Source organism: Streptomyces olivaceoviridis (assembly GCF_014650115.1).
Lineage (GTDB): Bacteria > Actinomycetota > Actinomycetes > Streptomycetales > Streptomycetaceae > Streptomyces > Streptomyces olivaceoviridis.
Genome location: NZ_BMUI01000020.1, coordinates 145,138 through 168,966 on the forward strand (window position 1 = coordinate 145,138; position 23,829 = coordinate 168,966).

Annotated in this window: 25 protein-coding genes and 2 tRNA genes; 14 read left to right on the forward strand and 13 right to left on the reverse strand. The window is 70.5% G+C overall.

Features of this window, described 5'->3' with window-relative positions:
* Positions 1 to 361 precede the first annotated feature (361 nt).
* Both IE273_RS31085 and IE273_RS31090 read left to right on the forward strand, forming a co-directional pair.
* A complete protein-coding gene (locus IE273_RS31085) occupies positions 362 to 778 on the forward strand; it encodes a hypothetical protein (RefSeq protein ID WP_189818526.1) in 417 nt (138 codons plus the stop codon).
* Positions 779 to 875: 97 nt separating this feature from the next.
* The gene (locus IE273_RS31090) at positions 876 to 1,076 is read left to right on the forward strand and encodes a ferredoxin (protein WP_189818491.1); all 201 of its coding nucleotides are present in this window, start codon (positions 876 to 878) and stop codon (positions 1,074 to 1,076) included.
* Between the two features lie 24 nt (positions 1,077 to 1,100).
* Here IE273_RS31090 and IE273_RS31095 read toward each other — a convergent pair whose 3' ends face one another.
* Positions 1,101 to 1,883 carry a glycosyltransferase family 2 protein gene (locus IE273_RS31095; RefSeq protein ID WP_229887725.1) on the reverse strand — a complete coding sequence of 261 codons (783 nt, stop codon included), beginning with the start codon at positions 1,881 to 1,883 and terminating at the stop codon, positions 1,101 to 1,103.
* Positions 1,884 to 2,043: 160 nt separating this feature from the next.
* Positions 2,044 to 2,427 (reverse strand): DUF6344 domain-containing protein, encoded by a 384-nt coding sequence (locus IE273_RS31100; RefSeq protein WP_189818492.1) that lies wholly within the window; start codon positions 2,425 to 2,427, stop codon positions 2,044 to 2,046.
* Positions 2,428 to 2,682: 255 nt separating this feature from the next.
* On the opposite strand from IE273_RS31100, the gene IE273_RS31105 reads away from it, so the two are divergent.
* Positions 2,683 to 2,811, forward strand: coding sequence for a DLW-39 family protein (locus tag IE273_RS31105; protein ID WP_003999697.1), 129 nt, complete (start codon positions 2,683 to 2,685; stop codon positions 2,809 to 2,811).
* 261 nt (positions 2,812 to 3,072) lie between these two features.
* A complete protein-coding gene (locus tag IE273_RS31110) occupies positions 3,073 to 4,467 on the forward strand; it encodes a hypothetical protein (RefSeq protein ID WP_189818493.1) in 1,395 nt (464 codons plus the stop codon).
* Here IE273_RS31110 and IE273_RS31115 read toward each other — a convergent pair.
* Positions 4,431 to 5,795 (reverse strand): serine/threonine-protein kinase, encoded by a 1,365-nt coding sequence (locus IE273_RS31115; RefSeq protein ID WP_189818494.1) that lies wholly within the window; start codon positions 5,793 to 5,795, stop codon positions 4,431 to 4,433. The genes IE273_RS31110 and IE273_RS31115 overlap by 37 nt on opposite strands.
* Before the next feature lie 108 nt (positions 5,796 to 5,903).
* Complete coding sequence (locus tag IE273_RS31120) at positions 5,904 to 6,452, reverse strand: helix-turn-helix domain-containing protein (protein ID WP_014673790.1); 549 nt, start codon at positions 6,450 to 6,452, stop codon at positions 5,904 to 5,906.
* A gap of 182 nt (positions 6,453 to 6,634) precedes the next feature.
* Here IE273_RS31120 and IE273_RS31125 point away from each other — a divergent pair.
* Positions 6,635 to 6,707, forward strand: a tRNA-Ala gene (locus tag IE273_RS31125).
* Between the two features lie 130 nt (positions 6,708 to 6,837).
* Here the strand turns inward: IE273_RS31125 and IE273_RS31130 are convergent.
* Positions 6,838 to 7,539, reverse strand: coding sequence for a DUF5324 family protein (locus tag IE273_RS31130; RefSeq protein WP_189818495.1), 702 nt, complete (start codon positions 7,537 to 7,539; stop codon positions 6,838 to 6,840).
* Positions 7,540 to 7,814: 275 nt separating this feature from the next.
* On the opposite strand from IE273_RS31130, the gene IE273_RS31135 reads away from it, so the two are divergent.
* Entirely contained in the window at positions 7,815 to 8,345 is a 531-nt protein-coding gene (locus IE273_RS31135) for a peptidylprolyl isomerase (protein ID WP_189818496.1), read from the forward strand.
* A 94-nt stretch (positions 8,346 to 8,439) separates the two neighbouring features.
* On the forward strand, positions 8,440 to 9,327 hold the full coding sequence (locus IE273_RS31140; protein ID WP_189818497.1) for a rhomboid family intramembrane serine protease: 888 nt from the start codon (positions 8,440 to 8,442) through the stop codon (positions 9,325 to 9,327).
* 248 nt (positions 9,328 to 9,575) lie between these two features.
* Here the strand turns inward: IE273_RS31140 and crgA are convergent, their stop codons facing one another.
* On the reverse strand, positions 9,576 to 9,830 hold the full coding sequence (gene crgA / locus IE273_RS31145) for a cell division protein CrgA (protein WP_014673794.1): 255 nt from the start codon (positions 9,828 to 9,830) through the stop codon (positions 9,576 to 9,578).
* Between the two features lie 152 nt (positions 9,831 to 9,982).
* Between crgA and IE273_RS31150 the strand changes: the two genes are divergently transcribed.
* The 6 genes from IE273_RS31150 to IE273_RS31175 all read left to right on the forward strand — a co-directional run bounded on the left by IE273_RS31150 (position 9,983) and on the right by IE273_RS31175 (position 14,238).
* Complete coding sequence (locus IE273_RS31150) at positions 9,983 to 10,771, forward strand: DUF881 domain-containing protein (protein ID WP_189818498.1); 789 nt, start codon at positions 9,983 to 9,985, stop codon at positions 10,769 to 10,771.
* A gap of 21 nt (positions 10,772 to 10,792) precedes the next feature.
* Positions 10,793 to 11,458: a class E sortase gene (locus tag IE273_RS31155; RefSeq protein WP_189818499.1), complete on the forward strand. Its 666-nt coding sequence runs from the start codon at positions 10,793 to 10,795 to the stop codon at positions 11,456 to 11,458.
* Positions 11,459 to 11,521: 63 nt separating this feature from the next.
* Positions 11,522 to 11,683 (forward strand): hypothetical protein, encoded by a 162-nt coding sequence (locus IE273_RS31160; RefSeq protein WP_014673796.1) that lies wholly within the window; start codon positions 11,522 to 11,524, stop codon positions 11,681 to 11,683.
* Complete coding sequence (locus IE273_RS31165; protein WP_014673797.1) at positions 11,680 to 12,318, forward strand: aminodeoxychorismate/anthranilate synthase component II; 639 nt, start codon at positions 11,680 to 11,682, stop codon at positions 12,316 to 12,318. The genes IE273_RS31160 and IE273_RS31165 overlap by 4 nt, the downstream gene beginning before the upstream one ends.
* On the forward strand, positions 12,315 to 13,460 hold the full coding sequence (locus tag IE273_RS31170; protein WP_189818500.1) for a class E sortase: 1,146 nt from the start codon (positions 12,315 to 12,317) through the stop codon (positions 13,458 to 13,460). The genes IE273_RS31165 and IE273_RS31170 overlap by 4 nt, the downstream gene beginning before the upstream one ends.
* 28 nt (positions 13,461 to 13,488) lie before the next feature.
* Positions 13,489 to 14,238, forward strand: a complete 750-nt coding sequence (locus tag IE273_RS31175; protein ID WP_189818501.1) for a class E sortase — start codon at positions 13,489 to 13,491, stop codon at positions 14,236 to 14,238.
* 55 nt (positions 14,239 to 14,293) lie between these two features.
* Here the strand turns inward: IE273_RS31175 and IE273_RS31180 are convergent, their stop codons facing one another.
* From IE273_RS31180 to IE273_RS31210, 7 genes are all read right to left on the reverse strand, one after another.
* On the reverse strand, positions 14,294 to 14,728 hold the full coding sequence (locus IE273_RS31180) for a spore-associated protein A (RefSeq protein ID WP_189818502.1): 435 nt from the start codon (positions 14,726 to 14,728) through the stop codon (positions 14,294 to 14,296).
* Positions 14,729 to 14,958: 230 nt separating this feature from the next.
* The gene (pknB, locus tag IE273_RS31185) at positions 14,959 to 16,950 is read right to left on the reverse strand and encodes a Stk1 family PASTA domain-containing Ser/Thr kinase (RefSeq protein ID WP_189818503.1); all 1,992 of its coding nucleotides are present in this window, start codon (positions 16,948 to 16,950) and stop codon (positions 14,959 to 14,961) included.
* A gap of 195 nt (positions 16,951 to 17,145) precedes the next feature.
* The gene (locus IE273_RS31190; RefSeq protein WP_189818504.1) at positions 17,146 to 18,633 is read right to left on the reverse strand and encodes a peptidoglycan D,D-transpeptidase FtsI family protein; all 1,488 of its coding nucleotides are present in this window, start codon (positions 18,631 to 18,633) and stop codon (positions 17,146 to 17,148) included.
* Positions 18,630 to 20,075: an FtsW/RodA/SpoVE family cell cycle protein gene (locus IE273_RS31195; protein ID WP_189818505.1), complete on the reverse strand. Its 1,446-nt coding sequence runs from the start codon at positions 20,073 to 20,075 to the stop codon at positions 18,630 to 18,632. Before IE273_RS31195 ends, IE273_RS31190 begins: the two co-directional genes overlap by 4 nt.
* A gap of 27 nt (positions 20,076 to 20,102) precedes the next feature.
* Complete coding sequence (locus IE273_RS31200) at positions 20,103 to 21,695, reverse strand: Stp1/IreP family PP2C-type Ser/Thr phosphatase (protein WP_189818506.1); 1,593 nt, start codon at positions 21,693 to 21,695, stop codon at positions 20,103 to 20,105.
* Between the two features lie 140 nt (positions 21,696 to 21,835).
* Positions 21,836 to 22,366, reverse strand: a complete 531-nt coding sequence (locus tag IE273_RS31205; protein WP_014673804.1) for an FHA domain-containing protein FhaB/FipA — start codon at positions 22,364 to 22,366, stop codon at positions 21,836 to 21,838.
* Positions 22,367 to 22,376: 10 nt separating this feature from the next.
* Positions 22,377 to 23,246, reverse strand: a complete 870-nt coding sequence (locus tag IE273_RS31210) for an FHA domain-containing protein (protein WP_189818507.1) — start codon at positions 23,244 to 23,246, stop codon at positions 22,377 to 22,379.
* Positions 23,247 to 23,685: 439 nt separating this feature from the next.
* On the opposite strand from IE273_RS31210, the gene IE273_RS31215 reads away from it, so the two are divergent.
* Positions 23,686 to 23,769, forward strand: a tRNA-Leu gene (locus IE273_RS31215).
* Positions 23,770 to 23,829 lie beyond the last annotated feature (60 nt).

Below are 23,829 nucleotides of genomic sequence, written 5' to 3' on the forward strand. Positions count from 1 at the left end.
CCGTCACACACCGTCCGGACAGGCCACCGGCCCAGCGCTCGGAGAGACAGCCCATGGCACCGAACGTTCTCGGTCAAAGTCGGCCGCCTCGCATCGCGCCGCGCCGACCCGCGCGCAGCCGCGGAAGCCGTCCCCGTTCTTCGACCCGCGCCGTCCCGCCGACTTGGCGCGGGTCGAATACCCCGCACCGTTCGGCACCGGTCCTCACAGGGGAGGGACCGGTGCCGAACGGGCGGGAACCTGGCTATCTGACGGTACGTCAGCTACGGTCGGCTCGCCCGCCGTTCCCGAAGGGGTGAGTGCCATGGAGAAGCAGCGTCCCCGGTGCCCGCGACCGCCTGGCGAACCACGCTGGGTCGCGATGTTCCACGAGCCCGCCCGGGACTCCTGGACGGTGGGCGCGCAGTCCCCGTACCGGGCTCCCGTGCTGTACGCCGTCGACGACATGACCCGGACCGCGCGGGCGCGCGGGGACGAGGTGGCGGTCGCGCTCTGGGGCCCCGAGGACGGCGCCTGGCACCTCTTCGACACCCCGTCCGCCAAGGCCCCCGCCCCCGCACCGCAGCGGCCCGTGACCGGCTCACCGGAACCGGCCCGGCTCGCGGAACGCATGACGGACCGCCGGCACCAGGTGCTGATGGCCGGGCTGGGCAAGGCGGGCCTGTACGACCTGGGCCCCGAGGACGACGAGGCGGTCCGCACCCTGGCCGACCGGCTCGACGAACCGACGGTCCGCCGGGTGGCCCACTGGCTGGCGGCGGCGGGCGGGCAGCGGTAGTCGCGAGCCGGCCCGCTGGTCCGGTTCAGGAGGCGCGCGGCCGGGCAGTGACGTCCTGAGGACCGCCGGAAGGTCACCGCCCACGACTGGAGGACAGATGAAGGTCTCCGTCGACCGCTCCCTGTGCTACGGCTCCGCCGAGTGCGCGCACCGGGCGCCGGCCGTGTTCGCGTTCGAGGACGGGTACGGCGTCGTACGGCCCGGCGGAGCGGACGCGGCCGAGGACCCGCGGGCCCGGGAGGCGATCGCGGAGGCCGCCGAGAAGTGCCCGTCGCAGGCGATCGTCCTCACCGAGTAGTGCGCTGACCTCACCTGGTGGAGCTCACCGAGCGGCGGAAGGAGCCGGTGGATAGGTCCAGCCGAAGGCGGCGAGCGCGCGCGCCCGGGCCTCCGCGACGGCCATGCGGGCCGCCCGCTCGGCGGGGTCGACATGGGCCGCCTGCCCCGTGACCTGACCCTCCCACTTGCGGTACAGCAGACCGGGCTCCGCCGAGAACCAGCCGCGGCTCACCGCGTCCAGCGCCAGCAGCAGGCCGGTGTCCTCCGAGGCCGGCAGCGCCATCCAGCCGCCCAGCGCGGTGAGCAGTTCCCGCCGCACGCACAGGCCCGCCGGGTGGACCGGGGCCAGGAAGCCGTTCCGCTTCCAGTGGTCGAGGACGGTACCGCGCTCGATCGGGCCTTCGTCGGGATCCCCGGGGAAGGCGGCCGTGGAGCCGTCGGGCAGCAGGTCGAGGACGCGGCACGTCGTCCAGCCGACGGTGTGGTCCGCCTCCAGCACGGCCAGGTCGCGGGCGAGCGCGCCCGGCATGAGCTGGTCGTCGGCGTCGAGCACCTTGACGTACGCGCCCCCGGCGCGTGCCAGCGCGATCGTGCGGGCGACCCCGGGGCCGCCCGGCCGGCCCTGGCGGAAGCTCACGCGGGCGTCGTCCGGGACGTGGGGGCGGACCACGTCCGTCGTGCCGTCCTCCTGGACGACCCACTCCCACTCCCAGCCGGCGGGCAGCCGCTGTGCGCACAGCGACGTGTAGGCGTCCGCCAGGAACCGGGCGGACGGGCCGTGGACAGCGGTGACTACGGTGACGCGCCGGTTCACGGCAGCGCTCACCACCTTTCCGTGGGGTGCGGGTCGTTGCCGTACGAGGATGACCTACCGGGAAACGCGCGAGACCCCCGGCCGAACCCGGCCGGGGGTCTGTTCGTGTCGACTGGTGCGTACGCAAGTCGCCGTGTGGTCGAGACGTTGCGGTACTGCGGTGGGGGAGGGATCAGCAGTCGAGGGAGTCCGAGAGGTGCTGGTCGTGGGTCCTGGTCTCCGTCTGCTCCGGTACCCGCGGCTCCGATTCCGTCTGTGTCCCGTCGAGGGTGCGGTGCCGGCAGCTCGGCGTCTTGCCGTGGGCCTCGGCCCGGATCCGCTGCTTCATCGTGGGGGGCAGGGCCCTGGCATGGGACCAGGCCCAGTGGCGCATCGCCGGGATCGTCGGGGTGGTGCGGTGCGCGGTGCCGGTGCCAGTGCTCGGGGTCTCGGTCCGGGGTGCGGCCGCGGCGGCGGTCGTGGTGGTGGCGGAGACGAGTCCGAGCGCCGTGCACAGCGCGAGGAAGGTGGTGACGATGGCGGTCCACAGCTTCATGACCTTGTTCTGGGCGGTCATGGCCCCTCACTTTCGGGTTGGGCGATTTGCGTACTTTCCTCATGATGTGTATGTGGGCCGGGAAGTGGTGGACCGACGCCCGTGGCGCGTCGATGTTCAGATCAACACCACTCGGACGGGTGCACGGGGGCGGGGAACCTCTGCCGCCGCCGAGGCGGCAAGTCGGGCCCCGGCGCAGGTCACCGATCGATATCGGTCGGTGTGTATAGTCGGGCGCCAGAGGTCCCCTACGTCAAGGAAAGACGAGGTCGCGCGGTGAAGAAGCTGCTCCTGGTCGCACTGGCCGCCATCGGCGGGCTCCTCGTGTACCGCCAGATCCAGGCGGATCGCGCCGAGCAGGATCTGTGGACGGAGGCGACTGACTCCGTGCCCACGGGTTCGTGAGTCCCGATACCCGATCTGTACCGACCCCGGCCGCCTGCGCGGTCGGGGTTTCGTGTTTCCCGGCCGGGCCGCGCGGCCCCCTGCTTCGTGTTGCGGGGTCCCGGCGGGTGCGGTAGACGGGGCGGGGCGACAGGGGCCGGACGGTGCCGGGCGTTTCGGACGGGCGTACGCGTTGCCCGGACGGCGCAGCGGCGGCCGGGGCAGGATGGGCCTGCGGTCCGCCGGTCCGGTGCGGCCGTCCGACGAGTGGGGGTGTGGCGCGTGCGGGGCCGAGGGGGCGGTACGGCGGCGGGGGCCGGGTCGGCCGGGTGGCGGGCGCGGCGGCGGGCCGTCCTCGCCCGGGGTGCCGTGATCGGCCTGCTGCTGGGACTCTCCGCGGCCCTCGCTCCGCCGACCCCCGCCCCCGCTCTGCCGGCCGGTGCCGGGACCGCCGCCGACGCGCGCCCGGGGTCGTACACCTTCACCCCCGGCGCCCGGACCGTCGCGGGCACGAAGGGCACCACGGACGCCGCCCTGCTCGACCCCCGCCACACCTACCGCAGCTCCCTGCCCCGCAACGGCAGGCTCTACTACCGCCTGCGCCTGCCCGCCGCGGACACGGCGTACGTCCCCGTCACCGCCGTACCACCGGCGGACGCCACCGTCTCCGCCACCGACGGCATCCGCGTCTCGCTCCGGGACGCGAACGGCGGCTCCTGCTTCTACGCCTCCGCCCGCATCGGCGCCGGGCTCAGTCCGCGCCCGCTCACGGCCCTGGCCCAGCGCGAGGCCGGCAAGGCGCTGTGCCAGGGCGCGGGGACGTACTACCTGCTCGTCGAACGCCTCGACGCCGAGGGCTCCGGCGCGGCGGCGGCGTCCGAGCCGTGGGACCTGGAGATCGCGCCCGCCACGGAACCCGGCCTCGCCGAGGCCGGGCCCACCACCGCGCCGCGGACCTGGGACTCCGCCACACCGGAACCCCTCACCGGAACCCCCCGGGACCGCTCAGGCGGCACCGGTTTCGCCACGGCGCGCCCGGTGGGCCAAGGAATCTGGCGCACCCGTCTCACCCCCGGCGAGACCCGGTTCTACGAAGTGCCGCTGGACTGGGGCCGGCAACTGCACGCCTCCGCCGGCCTGGACGGCGCGCCGGGCCACGGCTACGTCGGCGGCGCCCTGAACCTCTCCCTCTACAACCCCGTCCGCGACTACGTCGACGACGCCTCCCTCGGCTACACCGGCACCCCCAGGTCCGCCGCCCTCGCACCGCTCCCGCCGGTGGAGTACACCAACCGGTACGCCGTCCCCGCCGGGGTGACCTCCGTCCGCTTCGCCGGCGCGTACTACCTGGTCCTGCACCTCAGCGCGCGGCTGGCCGACACCTTCGGGCCGGGTCCGTTCGACGTGACCCTGCGGGTCCGGGTGCGCGGACAGCGACAGGCGGGACCCGCGTACGCCGGCCGGCCCGTGCCGGACGACGTCTTCACGGTCACCGACGAGGACCGGGACGCCGCGCTGACCGGGAACACCGGGGGCGGGACCGACGGCCGGGTGATGCGGCTGGTCGCCGTCGGCGGGATCGGCACGGGCACCGTGCTGCTGCTGGTCCTGGGCGGGTGGACGGTGGCGGCCCGGCGGGCTCACACCCGCGTCAACGCCCAGAAACCCACGGCGTAGCAGGCGAGCGCCAGCAGCAGGAGCGGGATCGCGGCCCCGGCCGGGGGACCGGGCCGTGGGGCCGCACGCCGCGCCCGACGCCCGCGGGCGCGGGCGGGGGTCCGGGGGGCGGGTGAGGGCGGCGGAACCTGTGGGTCGCGGGTGGTGTAGGCGGCGGTGGCGGTGTCGATCCGGGGGTCCGGAGCCGGAGCCGGGGCCGGCACGGGGGCCGGGAGCGGGAGCGGGTGGACCGGGGCCTGTTGGGGCGGCGGCAGGCGGAAGCTCCCCGTGTCCGAGAGGGAACCGGTGTAGGTGGGCGTCGGACGCTCCTCCACCGCCGAGCCCGGAACGGGGCCGGCCGGCCCACTGTCGACACGGCCAACCGCCCTGCTGTCCACGGGATCAGCCGCCGCACCGGACTCGTCCGTCCCGCCCGCGACCAGGTCCGACGCCACACCGGAAGCCCGCCGGAGGGGGCCTTCGGGGCCGAACCCGGGCGGGAGTGGGCCGAGTTGGTCGAAGATCTCGACGAGTTCGTCGTCGGGGCCCGGCTCCGGCAGGAGTTCGGCGGCGGCGGCGAGCGCCTTGCGCGCCCCCGTGGCGGTGCGGAACCGGTCCGCGGGATCGGGCTGGAGCAGGGTGGCGACGACCTGCCACAGCGGTTCCGGAACGCCCTGGGGCGGGCCGGGCGTCCCGTGCTCCAGGAAGTACTGCACCAGCGCCTTGGCATCGGGCTTGGCGCCTTCGAGGAGGTACAGGGCGACCAGGCCGGCGGCGAACAGGTCGGCCGGGAAGTCGGGTTCGGCGCCCAGCATCTGCTCGGGGGCGAGGTAACCGGGCGTCCCCACCACGAGGTTGGTCTCCGTCAGCCGGGGTTCGCCGAGCCGCATGGCGATGCCGAAGTCGGACAGCCGCAGCCGGGGCCGGCCGGTGCCGGTGGCTTCGAGGAGCACGTTGGCGGGCTTGACGTCCCGGTGGACGACGTCCTCGGCGTGGACGGCGGCGAGCCCGGACAGCAACTGGTCCAGCAGCGTGCACACGAACACCGGCGGGAGGGGGCCGTAGTCGCCGACCAGGTGGACCAGGGAGCCGCCCGCGACCAGGTCCATGGTGAACAGCACCTTGTCGTCGTCGGCGGCCCAGCTCGCCGGGGCGAGGACGTGCGGGTGGTCGATGCGCAGCGCCTGCTCGCGGACGAAGCGGAGCAGGGAGTGGGCGTCGCGCTGCTGGAGGACCTTGGCGGCCACGTACCGCCGGCGGCGGTGGTCCCAGGCACGCCACACGGCGCCCACACCGCCGCGTCCGATCGGGTCGGCCAGTTCGTACCGGCCGGCGAAGACCTCACCCATGGCAGCCGCCGCTCCTCCCCTGCTCCGACGAAGCGCCCCCCCGCGCCCCTGCCCCGCGTACCCCGCGTCCGGCCGGCCCGGCCCCCCCCGTCCCGAACAGGCCGCGCGTCAGTTCTGGTGGGACTGGTAGTGCGCGACGGCGTCGGAGGTGCGGCCGGCGCCGTAGACGCGGAGGAACTCCGCGAGTTCGGGATGGCTCGGGGCGAGGGTGTCCGCGGCGTCGATGATGTCACCCGCGGCGGCCACCGAGCGGAGCAGCGACTGGATCTCGCGCACCACCCGCTTGACCGTGGGCGCACCCGAACTGTTCGTGGTGTGCGTGGTGTTGCTGAGCACGGAGCCCCCCTGCGACCTCTTGATCTCGTCCATCCGCTCGGTCGCCTCGGCGGCGCTGACGCTGCCGTCCGCGACCTGGGACGCCAGTTCCTGCAACAGCTGCACCCGCTGGACCACCGCAGGATTGCCGATCTTCGCGCGCTGGCCGCTCATCAGCTGCGAGAGCATCGGCGCGGACAGGCCCAGGACCGCCGCGAGCCGGGCCTGGTTCAGCCCGAGATCGTCGATGAGCTTACGGAAGAGCGCCCCCAACGGCTCCCCGTACCAGTTCCGCTGCAGCTCCCGCGCTCTGGCGGTGGCTTCCTGCTGTGCGGCGTCCATTGCGTCTCCCCATCGCTTCCCCTGAAAACCGCGGTTCGCTGTAGCGAACCACGTCGAGCATCTTACGGAGAGTGGTCATCCACGGGGACCCCCAATCTTTTTGCGGGATACGGGGGGTGACCCGGTACTCTGGTCTGCGGCGCCCGCCGGAACGTGATCCCTCCGGCCGGTCGCTCCTTGCCGGGGCCTTAGCTCAGTTGGTAGAGCGCCGTCTTTGCATGGCGGATGTCAGGGGTTCGACTCCCCTAGGCTCCACCCCGAAAAATGCCCCCTGATCTGCGGAAACGCAGTATCAGGGGGCATTTTCGCGCGCACGAGGGACCCTCCGGCCCGATTCACTCGTGGCCGGAGGGTCTCCTGGTTTCCACTGATGCGGGCCCGGCGCTCAGACCTCGTCGTCGCGGTCCACGGCGTCTTCCTCCGCCTGCTTCGCCTGGACCTCGGGGTCCAGGCCCTGGGCCTCGCTGCCGTCCACGGACGTGATGCGCCCCTCGTCGGGGACCTCCGTCGCCGCGGGCGGTTCGACCAGCCAGTCGGGGTTGGCCTGCTTGTCCCACCACTTCCAGGCCGCGAAGGCACCGCCCGCCAGAGCGGTCAGCACCGCCACCGCCTTCAGGGCGCGGCCGGCCCGGGACCGGCGGGCGTTCCGCCGGGCCAGCTTCTGGATGTCCCGGGCCGAGACCTGACCGCGCAGCGCGGCCAGCGCGGCCGCACCGCGCGCGGCTGCCTCGTCGCGGACCGGAGCGGTCGCGGCCACGGCATGCTCGATCTTGGGACGTGAGTAGGCGGCGGCCTGCCGGGCGGCCTTGCGGGTACGGACGGCGGCTTCCTGCGCGGCCAGGTCCACCTTCGGCGGCACATGCGTGCGGGCCTGCTCCAGGCGCGGGGCGAGCCGGGCGTCGTACTGCACGCGGGCCTGTTCGGCGGCCTGCGACACCACGGGCGCCAGCCGTACGCGTGCCTCTTGCGCGTAGTACGCGGCACGCTCCTTGGCCGTGTCGGCGTAGGGCGCCACCACTTCCGCGGCGTGCAGCACGCTGTCCTTCGCCGAGCCGGTCGCGGCGCGCACGCTGTCGATGCGGGTCACGGGTTCCTCCTCCTCGGTGGCGTACGGTATTTCGACTTTCCACCCTTTTACGGATCATGCCTGCCCGCCGCCGCTGTGGCATGTGCGGGCGCGCATATGGGTGCCCATCGCTCCCTTTGGCCTGTTCCTGGGCAACAGGGGGCTTGTGGTCGACACTGCCACGAATCACCGGCGCGCGCCGCCCGCCCGGCGGAAGTCACGGCCGCCCGGCGACGCGCGGACGGGACCGTGGAAGGATCGAAGGTGGAGCGGCGGACGACGACGGAAGGCAGATCGTGGCCGAGCAGCTGTATGCCACCTTGAAGACCACCCTCGGCGACATCGAGGTGCGGCTCTTCCCCCTCCACGCTCCCGTCACGGTCAGAAACTTCGTCGAGCTCGCCCGCGGCGAACGCGAATGGACACACCCGGGCACCGGCGAGCGGAGCAGGAACCCCCTCTACGACGGCACGGTCTTCCACTCCGTCATCAGCGGGTTCATGATCCAGGGCGGTGATCCCCTGGGCAACGGCCTCGGCGGACCCGGTTACGGCTTCGAGGACGAGTGCCGTCCGGACCTGGCCTTCGACACCCCGTACCTGATGGCCATGGCCAACGCCGGGCCGGGCACCAACGGCTCGCAGTTCTTCATCACCGTCACCCCGAGCACCTGGCTGAACGGCAAGCGCACCATCTTCGGCGAGGTCACCGACCCGGCCTCCCAGAAGGTGGTCGACGCCATCGCGAACGTGCCCACCGGCCGCAACGACCGCCCGCTGACCGACGTCGTCATCGAGACGGTGGTGGTGGGGAAGCGGGAGAAGTGAGGGGAACCAGGGGAACCAAACGCGCCGCTCGTCCGTAAGGATGGGCGGAGCAGGACGGTACCGTCAGGACGGACACGACGAGCAAGGGGATCCGATGGACCAGGCCGCAGGGAGCGCGCAGGACGCCGCCCGGAGCGTGCCGGTGTGCTACCGGCACCCGGACCGCGAGACCGGCGTGCGCTGCGCCCGCTGTGAGCGGCCCATCTGCCCGGAGTGCATGATCAGCGCCTCGGTCGGCTTCCAGTGCCCGGACTGCGTCCGCGAGGGCTCGGGCACTGGACACGCGCCGGCGGCGTCCCGGCCGCGCACGGTCGCCGGGGGCACGGTCACGGCCGACCCCCGCCTGCTCACCAAGATCCTGATCGGGATCAACCTCGCGGTGTTCATCGCTGTCCAGGCCGACAGCTCCCTCCTGGACCACCTGGTGCTCTACGGCGCCTGGCCCCCGAAGCCGTTCGCGCCGACCTCGGGCGTCGCCGGCGGCGAGTGGTACCGCTTCGTGACGTCGATGTTCGCGCACCAGGAGTACTGGCACATCGGCTTCAACATGCTGAGCCTGTGGTGGATCGGCGGCCCGCTGGAAGCGGCCCTCGGCCGGGCCCGCTACCTGGCGGTCTACTTCGTCTCCGGGCTGGCCGGCGGCGCGCTGACCTATCTGCTCACCTCCCCGCAGTCCGCCTCGCTCGGCGCCTCGGGCGCGATCTTCGGGCTCTTCGGCGCGACCGCCGTGCTGATGCGCCGGCTCAACTACGACATGCGCCCGGTCATCGCGCTGCTGGTGATCAACCTGATCTTCACCTTCGGGTTCAGCAACATCGCCTGGCAGGCGCACATCGGCGGGCTCGTCGCCGGGGTCGTGACCGGGTACGCGATGGTCCACGCCCCGCGCGAGAAGCGGGCCCTGGTGCAGTACGGCACCTGTGCCGTCGTCCTGGTGCTGGCGGTGGCGCTGGCCCTGGTCAGGACCGCTCAGCTCACCTGATACCGAACCGTTGTCCACAGGCTGTGCCGGATCTTGTGCACGGCGTGCGGACACAGCTGCGCCCCCTGCCGCTCGGATGTGTTTTCGCAGGTAGGACAGGGGGCGAACAGATGTATGGGGATCTGTGGACCAGTCACACCGGCGTCAACGCCCGATGAGTTATCCACAGATCGTAGTTTCTTTTCCCCAGGGGATTGTGGACAGCACCCCTGGCCTGTGGATAACTCGGCGGATAGCCCTGGGCAGAGCTATTTCCACTGCGTGGAGACGCCGAAGCCGGCGGCGATGAAGCCGAAGCCGACGACGATGTTCCAGTTGTCCAGGCTGTCGACCGGCAGCGAGCCGTCGGTCACGTAGAAGACGACGATCCAGGCCAGGCCGATGAGGAACATGGCCAGCATCACGGGTGCGACCCACGCGCGGTTGGTGAGCTTGATGGCCTGCGCCTGCTTCGCCGCCGGCGGCGTGTAGTCGGCCTTCTTGCGGATACGTGACTTCGGCACGAGGGTCTCTCCTGTCGATGCGCTGCGTGGCCGCGCAGGTAACTGGGTCGGGCTCGGGGCAGCGTACAAGGGGCCAACATGACGACTCTGTGTGCTCCCCCGGGCGTCCGTTAGCGTAGTGCTTCCGTGGCGCCGAAGGAGATAAGGGTACGTTGAGCAATTCTGCCGACTCCCCCGGGACGGGATCAACGGGTGCGGGCCCCGTCCGCCGACCGCGTGTGCGGCCCGTGCGGATCCTCACCGCCGCCGTCTTCGCGCTCGCCGGGCTCATCTTCTTCACCAGCTTCGACACGGCCAAGGGCACCGACATCCGTCAGGACGGCTCCCTGCTGAAGCTGTCCGACCTGATCCAGCAGCGCAGCCGCAAGAACAAGGAGCTGGACGAGTCCAACGCGGCCCTGCGCGACAGCGTGGAGTCGCTGGCCGAGAGCGACGACGGCAGCACCAAGGCCGAGGACGAGAAACTCGGCCGGCTGGAGAAGAGCGCGGGCACCCGGAAGCTGACCGGCAAGGCCGTCACCGTCACCCTGAACGACGCCCCGCCCAACGCCACCGCCAAGCTCCCCGGCTATCCCGAGCCGCAGCCCGACTACCTGGTCATCCACCAGCAGGACCTCCAGGCCGTGGTGAACGCGCTGTGGCAGGGCGGCGCCCAGGGCATCAAGGTCATGGACCAGCGGCTGATCTCCACCAGCGCGGTGCGCTGTGTCGGCAACACCCTGATCCTCCAGGGCCGCGTCTACTCACCGCCGTACAAGATCACCGCGGTCGGGGACCCGGACCGGCTGAAGCGGGCGCTCGCCGCGAGCAAGGCGATCCAGACCTACATGGTCTACGTCAATGTCTACGGCCTCGGCTGGAAAGTCACCGACGACGGGACGGTGACTCTTCCCGGCTACTCCGGCACAGTGGATCTGCACTACGCGAAGCCAGTGGGATAGACGTCCGTCCGGGAGCCGCCGGTGCGTGTGATCGTCAGGACCGTCAGCGAGCTCTGCGTCACCGTCGGCACCCTGATCGTGCTCTTCGTCGTGTATGTGCTGTTCTGGACGGGTGTGCGGGCCGATCGGGTGATGGGTGACCAGATCGACCGGTTGCAGCAGCGGTGGTCCCGGGGGAGTGTCCAGCCGGAGCCCGTGGCGACACCTCGAACATATGAACCCGGCGCACCCTTCGCGATCATGTACATCCCGCGGCTCGGCTCCACGTGGAACAAGCCGGTGCTGGAGGGCACGGGCACCGGCACCCTGAAGAAGGGCCTAGGGCACTACGCGCGCACCGCGCGGCTCGGCCGGGAGGGGAACTTCGCGGTGGCGGGGCACCGGCGGACGTACGGCGACCCGTTCAAGGACTTCCCCGAGCTCAGGCCGGGTGACGCGGTGGTGCTCACGGACGGGACCACCTGGTTCACGTATCGGATCGACAAAGGCCCCTACAAAACCGTGCCGACCGACGTCGAGGTGATCGACCCTGTTCCCCGTAAGTCCGGGTACACGCGGCCGGGCCGGTATCTGACGCTGACCACGTGCGATCCGGAATGGGGGCACAGTCACCGGCTGATCGTCTGGGCGCACCTGGATTCCACACAGCCTGTGGAGGCAGGCGAACCGAGGGCGCTGCGCCGTTAGTCTGGTGACGTACGGCGTGGGTCTGGTGCCGTAGGGGATACGGAAGGGACGGCAAGGGACGGCATGTACGGCTGGATCTGGCGGCATCTGCCGGGCAACGCGTGGGTGAAGGCCCTCATCTCCCTCGTCCTGGTCCTGGCCGTGGTCTACATCCTGTTCCAGTACGTCTTCCCGTGGGCCGAACCGCTGCTGCCCTTCAACGATGTGACGGTGGACAACCAGTGAGTGCGCGGATTCTCGTCGTCGACAACTACGACAGCTTCGTCTTCAACCTCGTCCAGTACCTGTACCAGCTGGGCGCGGAGTGTGAGGTCCTGCGCAACGACGAGGTGTCGACCTCGCACGCCCAGGACGGCTTCGACGGCGTGCTCCTGTCACCCGGACCGGGGACCCCGGAGGAGGCGGGCGTGTGCGTGGACATGGTCCGGCACTGCGCGGCCACCGGGGTGCCGGTCTTCGGCGTGTGCCTCGGCATGCAGTCGATGCAGGTGGCGTACGGGGGTGTGGTCGACCGGGCGCCCGAGCTGCTGCACGGCAAGACCTCGCCGGTCGAGCACGAGGGCAAGGGCGTCTTCGCGGGCCTGCCCTCGCCCTTCACGGCGACCCGCTACCACTCCCTGGCCGCCGAGCCGGCCACGGTCCCGGCCGAGCTGGAGGTGACCGCCCGCACGCACGACGGCATCATCATGGGCCTGCGCCACCGCGACCTTCCGGTGGAGGGCGTGCAGTTCCACCCCGAGTCGGTGCTGACCGAGCACGGGCACCGGATGCTGGCCAACTGGCTGGCGGAGTGCGGCGACGACGGTGCCGTGGCGAGGTCGGCGGGGCTCGCCCCGGTGGTGGGCAGGGCCACGGCGTGACCGCGCTGCGCCCCGAGCGCGAGGACTTGTACGACGGCGAGAGACCGTACGAGTCCCCCGGCGGTGCGCGGCCGTACGGCGGGCGGCGGCAGGATCCGCCGACGGCTCCGATGCCCCGGCTGACCGAGGAGGGCCTCACGGCGCCGCCGCCTCCCGGTGAGGACCTCACGTCGGCCCTGCCTCGCGCCGACGAGGAGACGATGGCGCTGCGGATCCCGCGGCCGGCGGGGTACGGCGCGCAGAGCGATGCCGCACGGGCGGGCACAGGGGCCGCTGGAGCCTCGTCGGCCGCTTCGGCCACCCCGGTCGCACCCGGAGGCCGTGCGGCCCGGAGAAGGGCCGCCAAGCGGCGTGGCGGGCGGCACGGCGGGGCCAGGGACGCCCGCGAGCCGGCGGCCCCGTCCGCGGACCGGGACCCGCAGCGGCCCCTGAGCCGGGTGGAGGCCCGGCGGCAGGCCCGGCTGCGCAAGCCGAGCCCGGCGACCGTCGCGAGCCGGGCGATCGGCGAGGTGTTCATCACCACCGGCGTCCTGATGCTGCTGTTCGTCACCTACCAGCTGTGGTGGACCAACGTCCGCGCGCACGCGCAGGCCGGCAGCGAGGCGCACCAGCTCCAGGACGACTGGGCCAACGGCAAGCGCAATCCGGGCGTCTTCGAGCCGGGGCAGGGCTTCGCCATCCTGCACATCCCGAAGCTGGACGTGGTCGCGCCCATCGCGGAGGGCGTCAGCAACAAGCGGGTGCTCGACAAGGGCATGGTCGGGCACTACGGCGAGGCCCCGCTGAAGACGGCGATGCCCGACGCCAGGACCGGCAACTTCGGCCTCGCCGCGCACCGCAACACGCACGGCGAGCCGTTCCGGTACATCAACAGGCTCAAGGCCGGGGACGCGGTCGTGGTCGAGACGCAGGACACCTACTTCGTGTACAAGGTGACCTCGATGCTCCCGGTGACCCCGCCGTCCAACACCAGCGTGCTGAACCCGGTCCCGCCGGGCTCCGGGTTCACCCGGCCCGGCCGGTACATCACCCTCACCACCTGCACGCCGGAGTTCACCAGCAAGTACCGGTTGATCGTCTGGGGCAAGATGGTCCAGGAAAGCCCGCGCAGCAAGGGCAAGCCGGACGCGCTCATCGAGTAGGGCTCACCGACCAAGGGCAGAGGACACAGTGGCAGCGACCGCCGACGAGACCGAAGAGACCACGGACGCGTCCGAACCGGAACCGGCTCCCCGCCGGCGCCCCGGCCGGATCGCGCTGGCGGTCAGCGTCTTCGGGGAACTCCTCATCACGGCGGGCGTGCTGCTCGGCCTGTTCGTCGTCTACTCGCTGTGGTGGACGAACGTGATAGCGGACCGCAAGGCGGACCGGCAGGCCGACAAGGTGCGCGAGCACTGGGCCGAGCCCCAGGAGTCCGGTCCCGGCGCGCTCGACACCAAGGACGGCATCGGGTTCCTGCACGTGCCCGCGATGCACAACGGCGAGGTACTGGTCGAGAAGGGCACCGGAACGGACGTCCTCAACGACGGTGTGGCCGGCTACTACACGGACCCCGTCAAGGCCACGCTCCCCACCACGGGCAAGGCCGGCAACTTCGCCCTCGCCGCCCACCGGGACGGGCACGGCGCGAAGTTCCACAACATCGACAAGCTGAGGAAGGGCGACCCGATCGTCTTCGAGACGCGGGACGACTGGTACGTCTACAAGGTCTACTCGATCCTCCCCGAGACCTCGAAGTACAACGTGAAGGCCCTCTCCGCCGTCCCCAAGGAGTCCGGCAGGAAGAAGCCGGGCCACTACATCACCCTGACGACCTGCACCCCCGTCTACACCTCCCGCTACCGGTACGTGGTGTGGGGGGAACTGGTCCGGGTGGAGAAGGTGGACAGCGAGCGGACGCCGCCGAAGGAACTGCGCTGACTGGGCTCTACGTGGTGGAGGGGAGTCAGCGCGGCCCTATGCGTCTATCTGCTGTTCAGCCGCAGTTGGTGGCTTTTCCTTCTCCAACGTAGGCGAGGTTGTTCTTGACGATGATGCCCGTCCAATCCATGCAGGCTCCCACGCCATTGACGTAAACGGGGCCTGCGTAGCTGCTGTAGTTGCCCGAGTCCACCTTGGCGCTGTAGACGTCGTTGGTTCGCTGCAGCCGCACGATCATCTGCTCGGGGCTGGAGGTGTCCGGAGTGTCTCGGATAGCGACGGCACAGTTGTAACCGGTAGAGGAGTTGTAGGTCAGGAACACCGTGCCCAGCGTGGAAATGCGCGCCGAATTGACAACGCTGTATCCCGACCCGCATGCCCCGTTGTACGAAGCTGCGGCGGAAGCGGCTGGAGCCACGATCAGGCTCATGCCGGAAACTGCGAGCAGTGAAGCACCGAGTGTGGCGATTTTTCTCGTGCCGGAATTCATTTTGTCCTGTCTGTATGGCAGGTGATTTATGAGGAGAGCGTGAGAATTTTCGACTCCAGGCCGTGCAGGCTTCAAGATCAACAAAACCTGCGTAACGGCCATAGCGGACTTCCCTGAGGTGATGCATGTCACTCGCTTTGGTCTTGATCGCCGACGTCCTGGGAATAGAGTGACGGCCCGTACGACCCCTATCGGGTCGTACGGGCCGTCGTCATGCGGGCCCTGGCGTGTCAGCCGATGCCGCCGAAGAAGCCGCCGCCGTTGTCGCCGCCGTTGTTGCCACCGCCGAAGTCCGCGGTCGTCAGGACGATCTGGGTGCTGCCTGGGTCGGCCTGGGTCCCTTGCTGCGGGGTTTGGAAGACGACCTGCGCTTTGTCGTCACCGGGTCCGTTGACCTGGATGTTCGTGAAGCCCTGCTGTTGCAGGATCTGCTGGGCCTCCTTCACGGTCTTCTTCGTCACGTCCGGCACCTGCTTCTGCTGCGGTTGCTGCGCCTTGCCCACATTGATCGCGATGGGCGTGTTCTTGGAGACCTGCTGGCCCGCCGACGGGTTGGTGTTCTGGACCTTGCCGTCCTGAGCCGGGTCCGTCACCGGGGTTTCGGTGCAGCTGGAGTTCGGCGCGAGGCCCTTGGCCTGGAGTTCGGCCTTCGCCTCGTCGCAGGACTTGCCGGTGACGTCGGGGACGGTCACCTTCTCCTCGGGCTTGGCGACCGTGAGGGTGATCGTGGTGCCCTTCTCCTTGCTGGAGCCGCCCTCCGGGTCCTGGCTGATGACGACGTCGGGCGTCTGGGCCGACACCTGGGTCTTCTTCTCGACCTCGAAGCCCTTCTCCTTGAGCTGGGCCTCGGCCTGGTCGAACTGGATGCCGCGCACGTCCGGCACGGCGACCTTGGGCGCGCCCGTGGAGATCACCAGGTTGACCGTGCTGTTCTTGTCGACCTTCTCGTCCGGCTGCGGGTCCTGGGAGCAGACGTTGCCCGTGGCCTGGTCCTCGCAGGGCTTCTTGGTGACCGCCACCTTGAGGTCGACGTTCGCGGCCATCTTGCGGGCCGTCTTCTCCGGCTGGCCCACGAACGACGGCACGGGCACCTTGCCGTCGGCCCCGCCGTCACCGCCGAACGCGTACATGCCGATCAGGATCGCGCCGACCAGGACCAGCAGGCCCGCGACCACCAGCAGGATCGTGGAGCTGTTGGACTTCTTCTGCTGGCGGCGGCGGTCCGGGCGCTCGTCGTAGCCGTAGCCGCCGTCGTCGGGGTTCATCGGCGGCAGCATGGTGGTCGCCGCCGCGCCCGGCTCCGAGCGCAGGGCGGTCGTCGCCTGGTCGTCGGGGTAGCCGCCGTAGCCGACGGCGCCCATCGCGGCGGTGGCGGCGACCGGCTGGCCGTCCAGGCACGCCTCGATGTCGGCGCGCATCTCGTCGGCCGACTGGTAGCGGTAGTTGGGGTCCTTGACCAGCGCCTTGAGGACGATCGCGTCCATCTCGGGCGTGATCTCGGGGTCGAAGACCGACGGGGGCTGCGGTTCCTCCCGGACGTGCTGGTAGGCCACGGCCACCGGGGAGTCGCCCACGAAGGGCGGCCGTACCGTCAGCAGTTCGTACAGGAGGCAGCCGGTCGAGTAGAGGTCCGACCGGGCGTCGACCTGCTCGCCCTTCGCCTGCTCCGGCGAGAGGTACTGGGCGGTGCCGATGACCGCCGCGGTCTGGGTCATGGTCATGCCGGCGTCGCCCATGGCGCGGGCGATGCCGAAGTCCATCACCTTGACCTGGCCGTTGCGGGTCAGCATGACGTTGGCCGGCTTGATGTCCCGGTGGACGATGCCGCTGCGGTGCGCGTACTCCAGCCCCTGGAGGATGCCGATGGTCATCTCCATGGCGCGCTCGGGCAGCAGCTTGCGGCCGGAGTGCAGCAGCTCGCGGAGCGTGGAACCGTCGACGTACTCCATCACGATGTACGGGATGGAGACCCCGTCGATGTAGTCCTCGCCCGTGTCGTAGACCGCGACGATCGCGGGATGGTTGAGCGAGGCGGCCGACTGGGCCTCCCGGCGGAACCGGGCCTGGAAGGACGGATCGCGCGCGAGGTCCGCGCGCAGCGTCTTCACCGCCACGGTGCGGCCGAGCCGGGTGTCATGCGCGAGGTAGACCTCCGCCATGCCACCGCGGCCGAGCACCTGGCCCAGCTCGTACCGGCCGCCGAGGCGACGCGGCTCTTCCATAGCTACCTACCAGCCCTCTCCGTCGGTCTCGGCCGCGCATCCCTGTGCGCGGCCGGAGGCTGCCGTCCGGGCCTACCGTACCCGGCTCGCTGTGTGTGACCTGGCCAAGCCCGTAACCCGATACAGGACCGGTATCGCAACGTGCGGCGATGTGAAGGGTGTGTGAGCGGCGTCACTTCCGGTGGCCGACGGCGGTCACTTCTTGGAGTCGATGACCGCCTTCATGACGTCCTTCGCGATCGGCGCGGCCAGACCGCCACCGGAGATGTCGTCGCGGTTGGCGCTCTCGTCCTCGATCACCACGGCCACGGCGACCGGCGAGCTGCCGTCGCCGAGCTTGGCGTAGGAGATGAACCAGGCGTACGGGTTCTCGCTGTTCTCGACACCGTGCTGGGCGGTACCGGTCTTGCCGCCGACCGTGACGCCGTCGATCTTCGCCCGCGTACCGGTGCCCTTCTCGACCACCGTCTGCATCATGTCCTGGAGGATCTGCGCGTTCTTCGGCGACAGCGGCCGGCTCAGCTCCTCCGGCTTGGTCGTGGCGACCGGGTCCAGGTTGGAGGACTGGAGCGAGTCGACCATGTACGGCTTCATCAGCTTGCCGTCGTTGGCGACGGCCGAGGCGACCATGGCCATCTGGAGCGGGGTGGCGGCGGTGTTGTACTGGCCGATGGAGGACAGCGCGGTCTGCGACTGGTTCATGTCGTCCGAGAACACCGAGGCGCTGGAGCGGACCGGGGTGAACTGCTCGGCGTCGAAACCGAACTTCTTCGCTTCCGCGAGCATCTTGTCGTTGCCGAGGTCGGAACCGATCTTGCCGAAGACGGTGTTGCAGGAGTACTGGAGCGCGACCCGCATGGTCGCGTTCTCGCACGGGATGTTGCCCTCGTTCTTCAGCTGGGTCGTGGTGCCCGGCATGGTCCACGGCAGCGGCGAGTCGGTCCGCTCGTCGGCCGAGGAGTACTTGCCGTTCTCCAGTGCCGCGGCGGCCGTGACCACCTTGAAGGTGGAGCCCGGCGGGTAGGTCTCGCGCAGCGCCCGGTTCAGCATCGGGTCGTTGGGGTTGTACTTCTTCTGGAGCTTCTTCCAGGCCGCGGCGTCGTCGTTGGTGTTGCCCGCGAACGACGAGGGGTCGTACGACGGGTAGGAGGCCAGCGCCAGTATCTTGCCCGTGGAGGGGTCCAGGGCGACGACCGCGCCCTTGCCGCCGCGCTGCTTCAGACCGTCGTACGCCGCCTTCTGCGCGGCGGCGTTGAGCGTGGTGACGACGTTGCCGCCCTGCTGCTCCTTGCCGGTGATCATGTCCAGCGTCTTGCGGAAGAACAGCCGGTCGTCGTTGCCGGTGAGGATGCCGTCCTCGATGGACTCCAGCTGGGTGGCGCCGAAGGCCTGCGAGGCGTAGCCGGTGACCGGCGCCCACATGGGGCCGTTCTTGTAGGTCCGCTTGTACTTGAGGTCGTTCAGGCCGGTCTTGCTGGTCAGGGCGGACCCGGTGATCGGGTCGCCGCCGGACACGATGATGTCGCCGCGCGGAGTGGCGTAGCGGGCGATGGTGACGCGGCGGTTGTTCGGGTCGTCCTTGAGCTTGTCTGCCCTGACGTACTGGAGGTAGTTGTCCCGCAGCAGCAGGGTGAGGACGAGGAGGCCGCAGAAGATCGCGATCCGGCGCAGGGGTTTGTTCATGACGGGCGGACCACCTGGGTCATCTCGGCGTCGGGGTTGGCGGCGGGGGCGGGCGCCGGGCGGCGGGCGGTGTCGCTGATGCGGATCAGCACGCCGATCAGCGCCCAGTTGGCGATGACCGACGAACCACCGTAGGCGAGGAACGGCATCGTCATACCGGTCAGCGGGATGAGGCCCATCACACCGCCGGCCACGACGAAGACCTGGAGCGCGAAGGCGCCGGACAGGCCGATGGCGAGCAGCTTGCCGAAGGGGTCGCGGGCGGCGAGGGCGGTGCGCACGCCGCGCTCCACGATCAGGCCGTAGATCAGCAGGATCGCCATGACGCCGGCCAGGCCCAGCTCCTCGCCGAAGGTGGCGAGGATGAAGTCGGAGTTGGCGGCGAACCGGATCAGCTCGGAGTGGCCCTGGCCCCAGCCGGTGCCGAGGGTGCCGCCGGAGCCGAACGCCCACAGGGCCTGCTGGAGCTGGTCGGAGTGGATACCGGGGACGCCGGGGGTGCGGCTGAGCGTGTACTCGCGCATCGGGTCGAGCCAGGCCTGCACACGGACCTTGATGTGCGGTTCGAAGCTGGCCACGCCGATTGCGCCGGCGACGGACATCAGCAGACCGAAGACGATCCAGCTGGTCCGCTCGGTGGCGACGTACAGCATGATCACGAACATGCCGAAGAACAGCAGCGACGTACCGAGGTCGGTCTCGAAGACCAGGATGAGGATCGAGATCGCCCAGACGACGAGGATCGGGCCGAGGTCGCGACCGCGCGGCAGGTACATGCCCATGAAGCGGCGGCTGGCGAGCGCGAGCGCGTCGCGCTTGACCATCAGGTAGCCGGCGAAGAACACCGCCAGCACGATCTTGGCGAACTCACCGGGCTGGATGGTGAAGCTGCCGATCGAGATCCAGATCTTGGCGCCGTACACGTCCGCGCCCAGGCCCGGGACCAACGGCAGGAGCAGCAGGAACAGCGCGGCCACCATGGAGATGTAGGTGTAGCGCTGGAGGGTGCGGTGGTCCTTGAGGAAGATCAGCACCGCTACGAACAGCGCGATGCCCATCGCCGTGTAGATCAGCTGGTTGGTCGCCTTGCCGCCCGCGACATGGATCTGCTGGAGCAGCTTGGACTGGTCCAGCCGCCAGATGCACACCAGTCCCAGCCCGTTGAGCAGGGTGGCGAGCGGCAGCAGCAGCGGGTCGGCGTACGGGGCGAACTTCCGTACGACGAGATGGGCGACGCCGGCCAGCAGACCGAGCCCGAGGCCGTAGCTCAGCAGGCCCGCGGGGACCTGGCCGTCGATGGCCAGGCCCACGTTCGCGTAGGCGAACACGGGGATGGCCACGGCGAAGACCAGCAGGGCCAGCTCGGTGTTGCGGCGGCTCGGCGCGCCGATCGCGCCGATCGTGGACGTGTGGTGCGTCGGCGAGTTCGTAGTACTGCTCATCGTGTGACAGGGCCTCTCACGGCTTGCCTACTGCTTACCGCACAGCGAGACGACCTTCTGCTCGTCCTCCGAGAGAGTCGGGCCGGGGCTGGGGGTCGCGGACGGGGTCGTGGACGGAGACTTCGAAGGGGACGTCGGGGACGTCTTCGAGGCCGACGGGTTCGGGGTCGTGTTCGGCGTCGGGGAGGCCTTGACGAAGGCGGTCTGCGTGGTGGTGCCCGTGGACGTTCCGGTGCCGCCGGAGCTGTTGGCGCCGCCGGTCTTGTCCTGGCCTTTCTTGGCGTCGTCCCGCGCGCGCTCGGCCGCCTGGCGCTCGGTCTGCTTGCGGCAGGCGGAGGCCTGCACGGCGAGCTCCTGGACCTTCGTCCGGGCCGCCTCCAGACCGCCCTCCGCGATCGTCGCCTTCACCTGCTTCTGCTGGTACGGCGGCAGGTACTTGAGTTCGATCTCGGGGTGGTCCTTCTCCACCTTCGACAGCGACACCCAGGCCAGGTCCTGGCTGATCCCGCGGTACAGCGCGACGTGCTCGTCCTTGGTGCCGACGTAGTACTGGGTCTGCGTCCAGCGGTAGCCGCCGTACAGGCCGCCGCCGACGACGGCGAGGGCGAGGACGCCGTAGAGCGAGGTCTTCAGCCATCTGCGCCGCTTGCGCGGCTTGGTGAAGTCGTCGTCGGCGTAGTCGCCGAAACTGTCGGCCGGGACATAGCCGGTGGTGTCGCCGGAGCCGGGCGGGCCGAACTCGCCGCCGCCGTGACCCTGGCCCTGCCGGCCCAGGTGGGAGGCGCGGCCCGCCGGGGTCTGCATGATGCCGTTGTCGTGCAGGTGGTTCTGGTTCTCGGCGACGGCGCCGACCACGACGGGCTGGTCGGACAGCTGCCCGGCGAGGGTGTCACCGGTGTCCAGGTCGAGCACGTCGGCGACGATGACCGTGATGTTGTCGGGGCCGCCGCCGCGCAGCGCGAGCTGGATGAGCTCCTGCACGGTCTCCTGCGGGCCCTGGTAGCTGGCGAGGGTCTCCTCCATCGTCTGGTGGGAGACCACGCCGGACAGGCCGTCGGAGCAGATCAGATAGCGGTCGCCGGCCCGGACCTCGCGGATCGACAGGTCGGGCTCGACGTGGTCGCCGCTGCCGAGGGCGCGCATCAGCAGCGAGCGCTGCGGGTGGGTGGTGGCCTCTTCCTCGGTGATCCGGCCCTCGTCCACGAGCCGCTGCACCCAGGTGTGGTCCTGGGTGATCTGGGTGAGCACACCGTCCCGGAGCAGGTACGCGCGCGAGTCGCCGACGTGCACGAGACCGAGCCGCTGGCCGGTCCACAGCAGCGCGGTAAGGGTCGTCCCCATGCCTTCGAGCTGGGGGTCCTCCTCCACCATGGCGCGCAGCTGGTCGTTGGCGCGCTGCACGGCCACGCCGAGGGAGGTGAGGATGTCGGAGCCGGGCACGTCGTCGTCGAGCGTGACCAGGGTGGAGATCACCTCGGAGGAGGCGACCTCGCCCGCCGCCTGGCCGCCCATGCCGTCGGCGATGGCGAGCAGGCGCGGACCGGCGTAACCGGAGTCCTCGTTGCCCTCCCGGATCATGCCCTTGTGCGATCCGGCGGCGAAGCGCAGTGACAGACTCATGCGCACCTCGCCCGTCGGCTCCGAATGCAGCCGGTCGTGTCGAGCCACACTGCCCACCCTCCGGTCGGGAGCGCGCCGGAGACCGGGTGACGGTCTGCCGCTGCGTGCTCGCTCCGCTCGCGCTCATTCATGACGTAGCACTACTTCCGCAGCTCGATTGCGGTCTTGCCGATGCGGATCGGCGCGCCCAGCGGGATCGGTGTGGGGGTCGTCAGCCGGGACCGGTCCAGGTAGGTGCCGTTGGTGGAACCGAGATCCTCGATGATCCACTGGCCGTCACGGTCCGGGTAGATCCTGGCATGGCGGCTGGAGGCGTAGTCGTCGTCCAGCACGATCGTGGAGTCGTGCGCCCGGCCCAGGGTGATCGTCTGGCCCTGCAACGCGACGGTGGTGCCGGTGAGTGTGCCCTCGGTCACCACCAGCTTGGTGGGGGCGTTGCGGCCTCGCCGGCCGCCGCCGCCCTGCTGGCCGCGCTGCGGCGGGGGCGCGGCCTGCTGCCGGGTCTGCTGCCGGCCCGTCTGCTGCGGCCGGGCCGCTTCCCTACGCGATCCGCGCTGGGTGACACGCGTACCGAACAGGTCGCTCCGGATGACCTGCACGGCCACGATCACGAACAGCCACAGTACGGCCAGGAAACCCAGCCGCATGACCGTGAGGGTCAGCTCTGACATTGCCCCCGCTTCACCCTTCGGCTTGCCTATAGATAACGGTGGTGCTGCCCACGACGATCCGCGAGCCGTCGCGGAGCGTAGCGCGGGTGGTGTGCTGCCCGTCCACCACGATGCCGTTGGTGGAGCCGAGATCCTGGATCGTCGAGGGCGTTCCGGTCCGGATCTCGCAGTGCCGGCGGGACACGCCGGGGTCGTCGATCCGCACGTCGGCGTCGGTGCTGCGGCCCAGCACCAGCGTCGGGCGGGAGATCTGGTGGCGGGTGCCGTTGATCTCGATCCAGTAGCGGGTGCGCGCGCCGCTCGTCGGGGCCGCGGCCGGCCGCTGTGTGGCGGGCTGCGGGTAACCGTAGCCGCCGGGGCGGGTGCCGGGCGGCGGTGCGGACGGCATCGGGGGCGCGCCGGCGGGCGGGGCGGCCGGCGGGTAGCCGTAGCCGCCGGGGGCGCCCGCCGCGGGGCGGCCGGCTCCCGGCGCGCCGGGAGCCTGCGGCGCCCCTTGCTGGTTACTGGAGGAGGCGAGGGTGCGCGAGCGCACCCGGTACAGGCCGGTGTCCAGGTCGTCGGCCTTCTCCAGGTTGACCTTGATCGGGCCCATGAAGGTGTAGCGCTGCTGCTTGGCGTAGTCGCGCACCATGCCGGCCAGCTCGTCGCCGAGCTGCCCGGAGTAGGGGCTGAGGCGCTCGTAGTCCGGCGCGCTCAGCTCCACGATGAAGTCGTTGGGCACGACGGTCCGGTCACGGTTCCAGATCGTGGCGTTGTTGTCGCACTCCCGCTGGAGTGCTCCGGCGATCTCCACGGGCTGGACCTCGGACTTGAAGACCTTGGCGAAGGTGCCGTTCACCAGACCTTCGAGACGCTGCTCGAACTTCTTCAGGACTCCCATGGGGCACCTCCTCCGTCCCTGCCGTCGTCTTGCCTGTTCTGTGCCGCTGCCTTGCCGGGTACTGCGGGTACTGCTCACTGATCGTATCTACGCGCCCGCCAAACAGCCGGTTCCCCCAGCGGCTCCCCTTCGAACTCCCGGGTGCGTGTCCTGCTGCCATGGATCGTAGAGGCGCGCGAAGTCCAGTGTCCCGCACCCGGCTGCGGACCCGGTCCGCCTCCCGGGCAGATGGCCTGGACCGGTACGAGGTTGATACGAGAAGCGCGCCTCCCTGATACGTGAGGCGTTCGCCGGGCGCGTCGTTGAGGCGGTACGCCGCGCGCGCCGGGGCTCGGGACCGGCGGGGAAGGGATGTGAATCCACCCCGTCCGACGTGCTAATGTTCTGGGTGTCGGAAGGGGCCGGGCCGAAAGGGCCGGGAACGGAAGACACACCCAATGCGCGGGTGGCGGAATAGGCAGACGCGCTGGATTCAGGTTCCAGTGCCCGCAAGGGCGTGGGGGTTCAACTCCCCCCTCGCGCACAGAGAAACCGATGAGACGGGTCTCTGCCGGTGACGGAAGTCACGGCAGGGGCCCGTTTC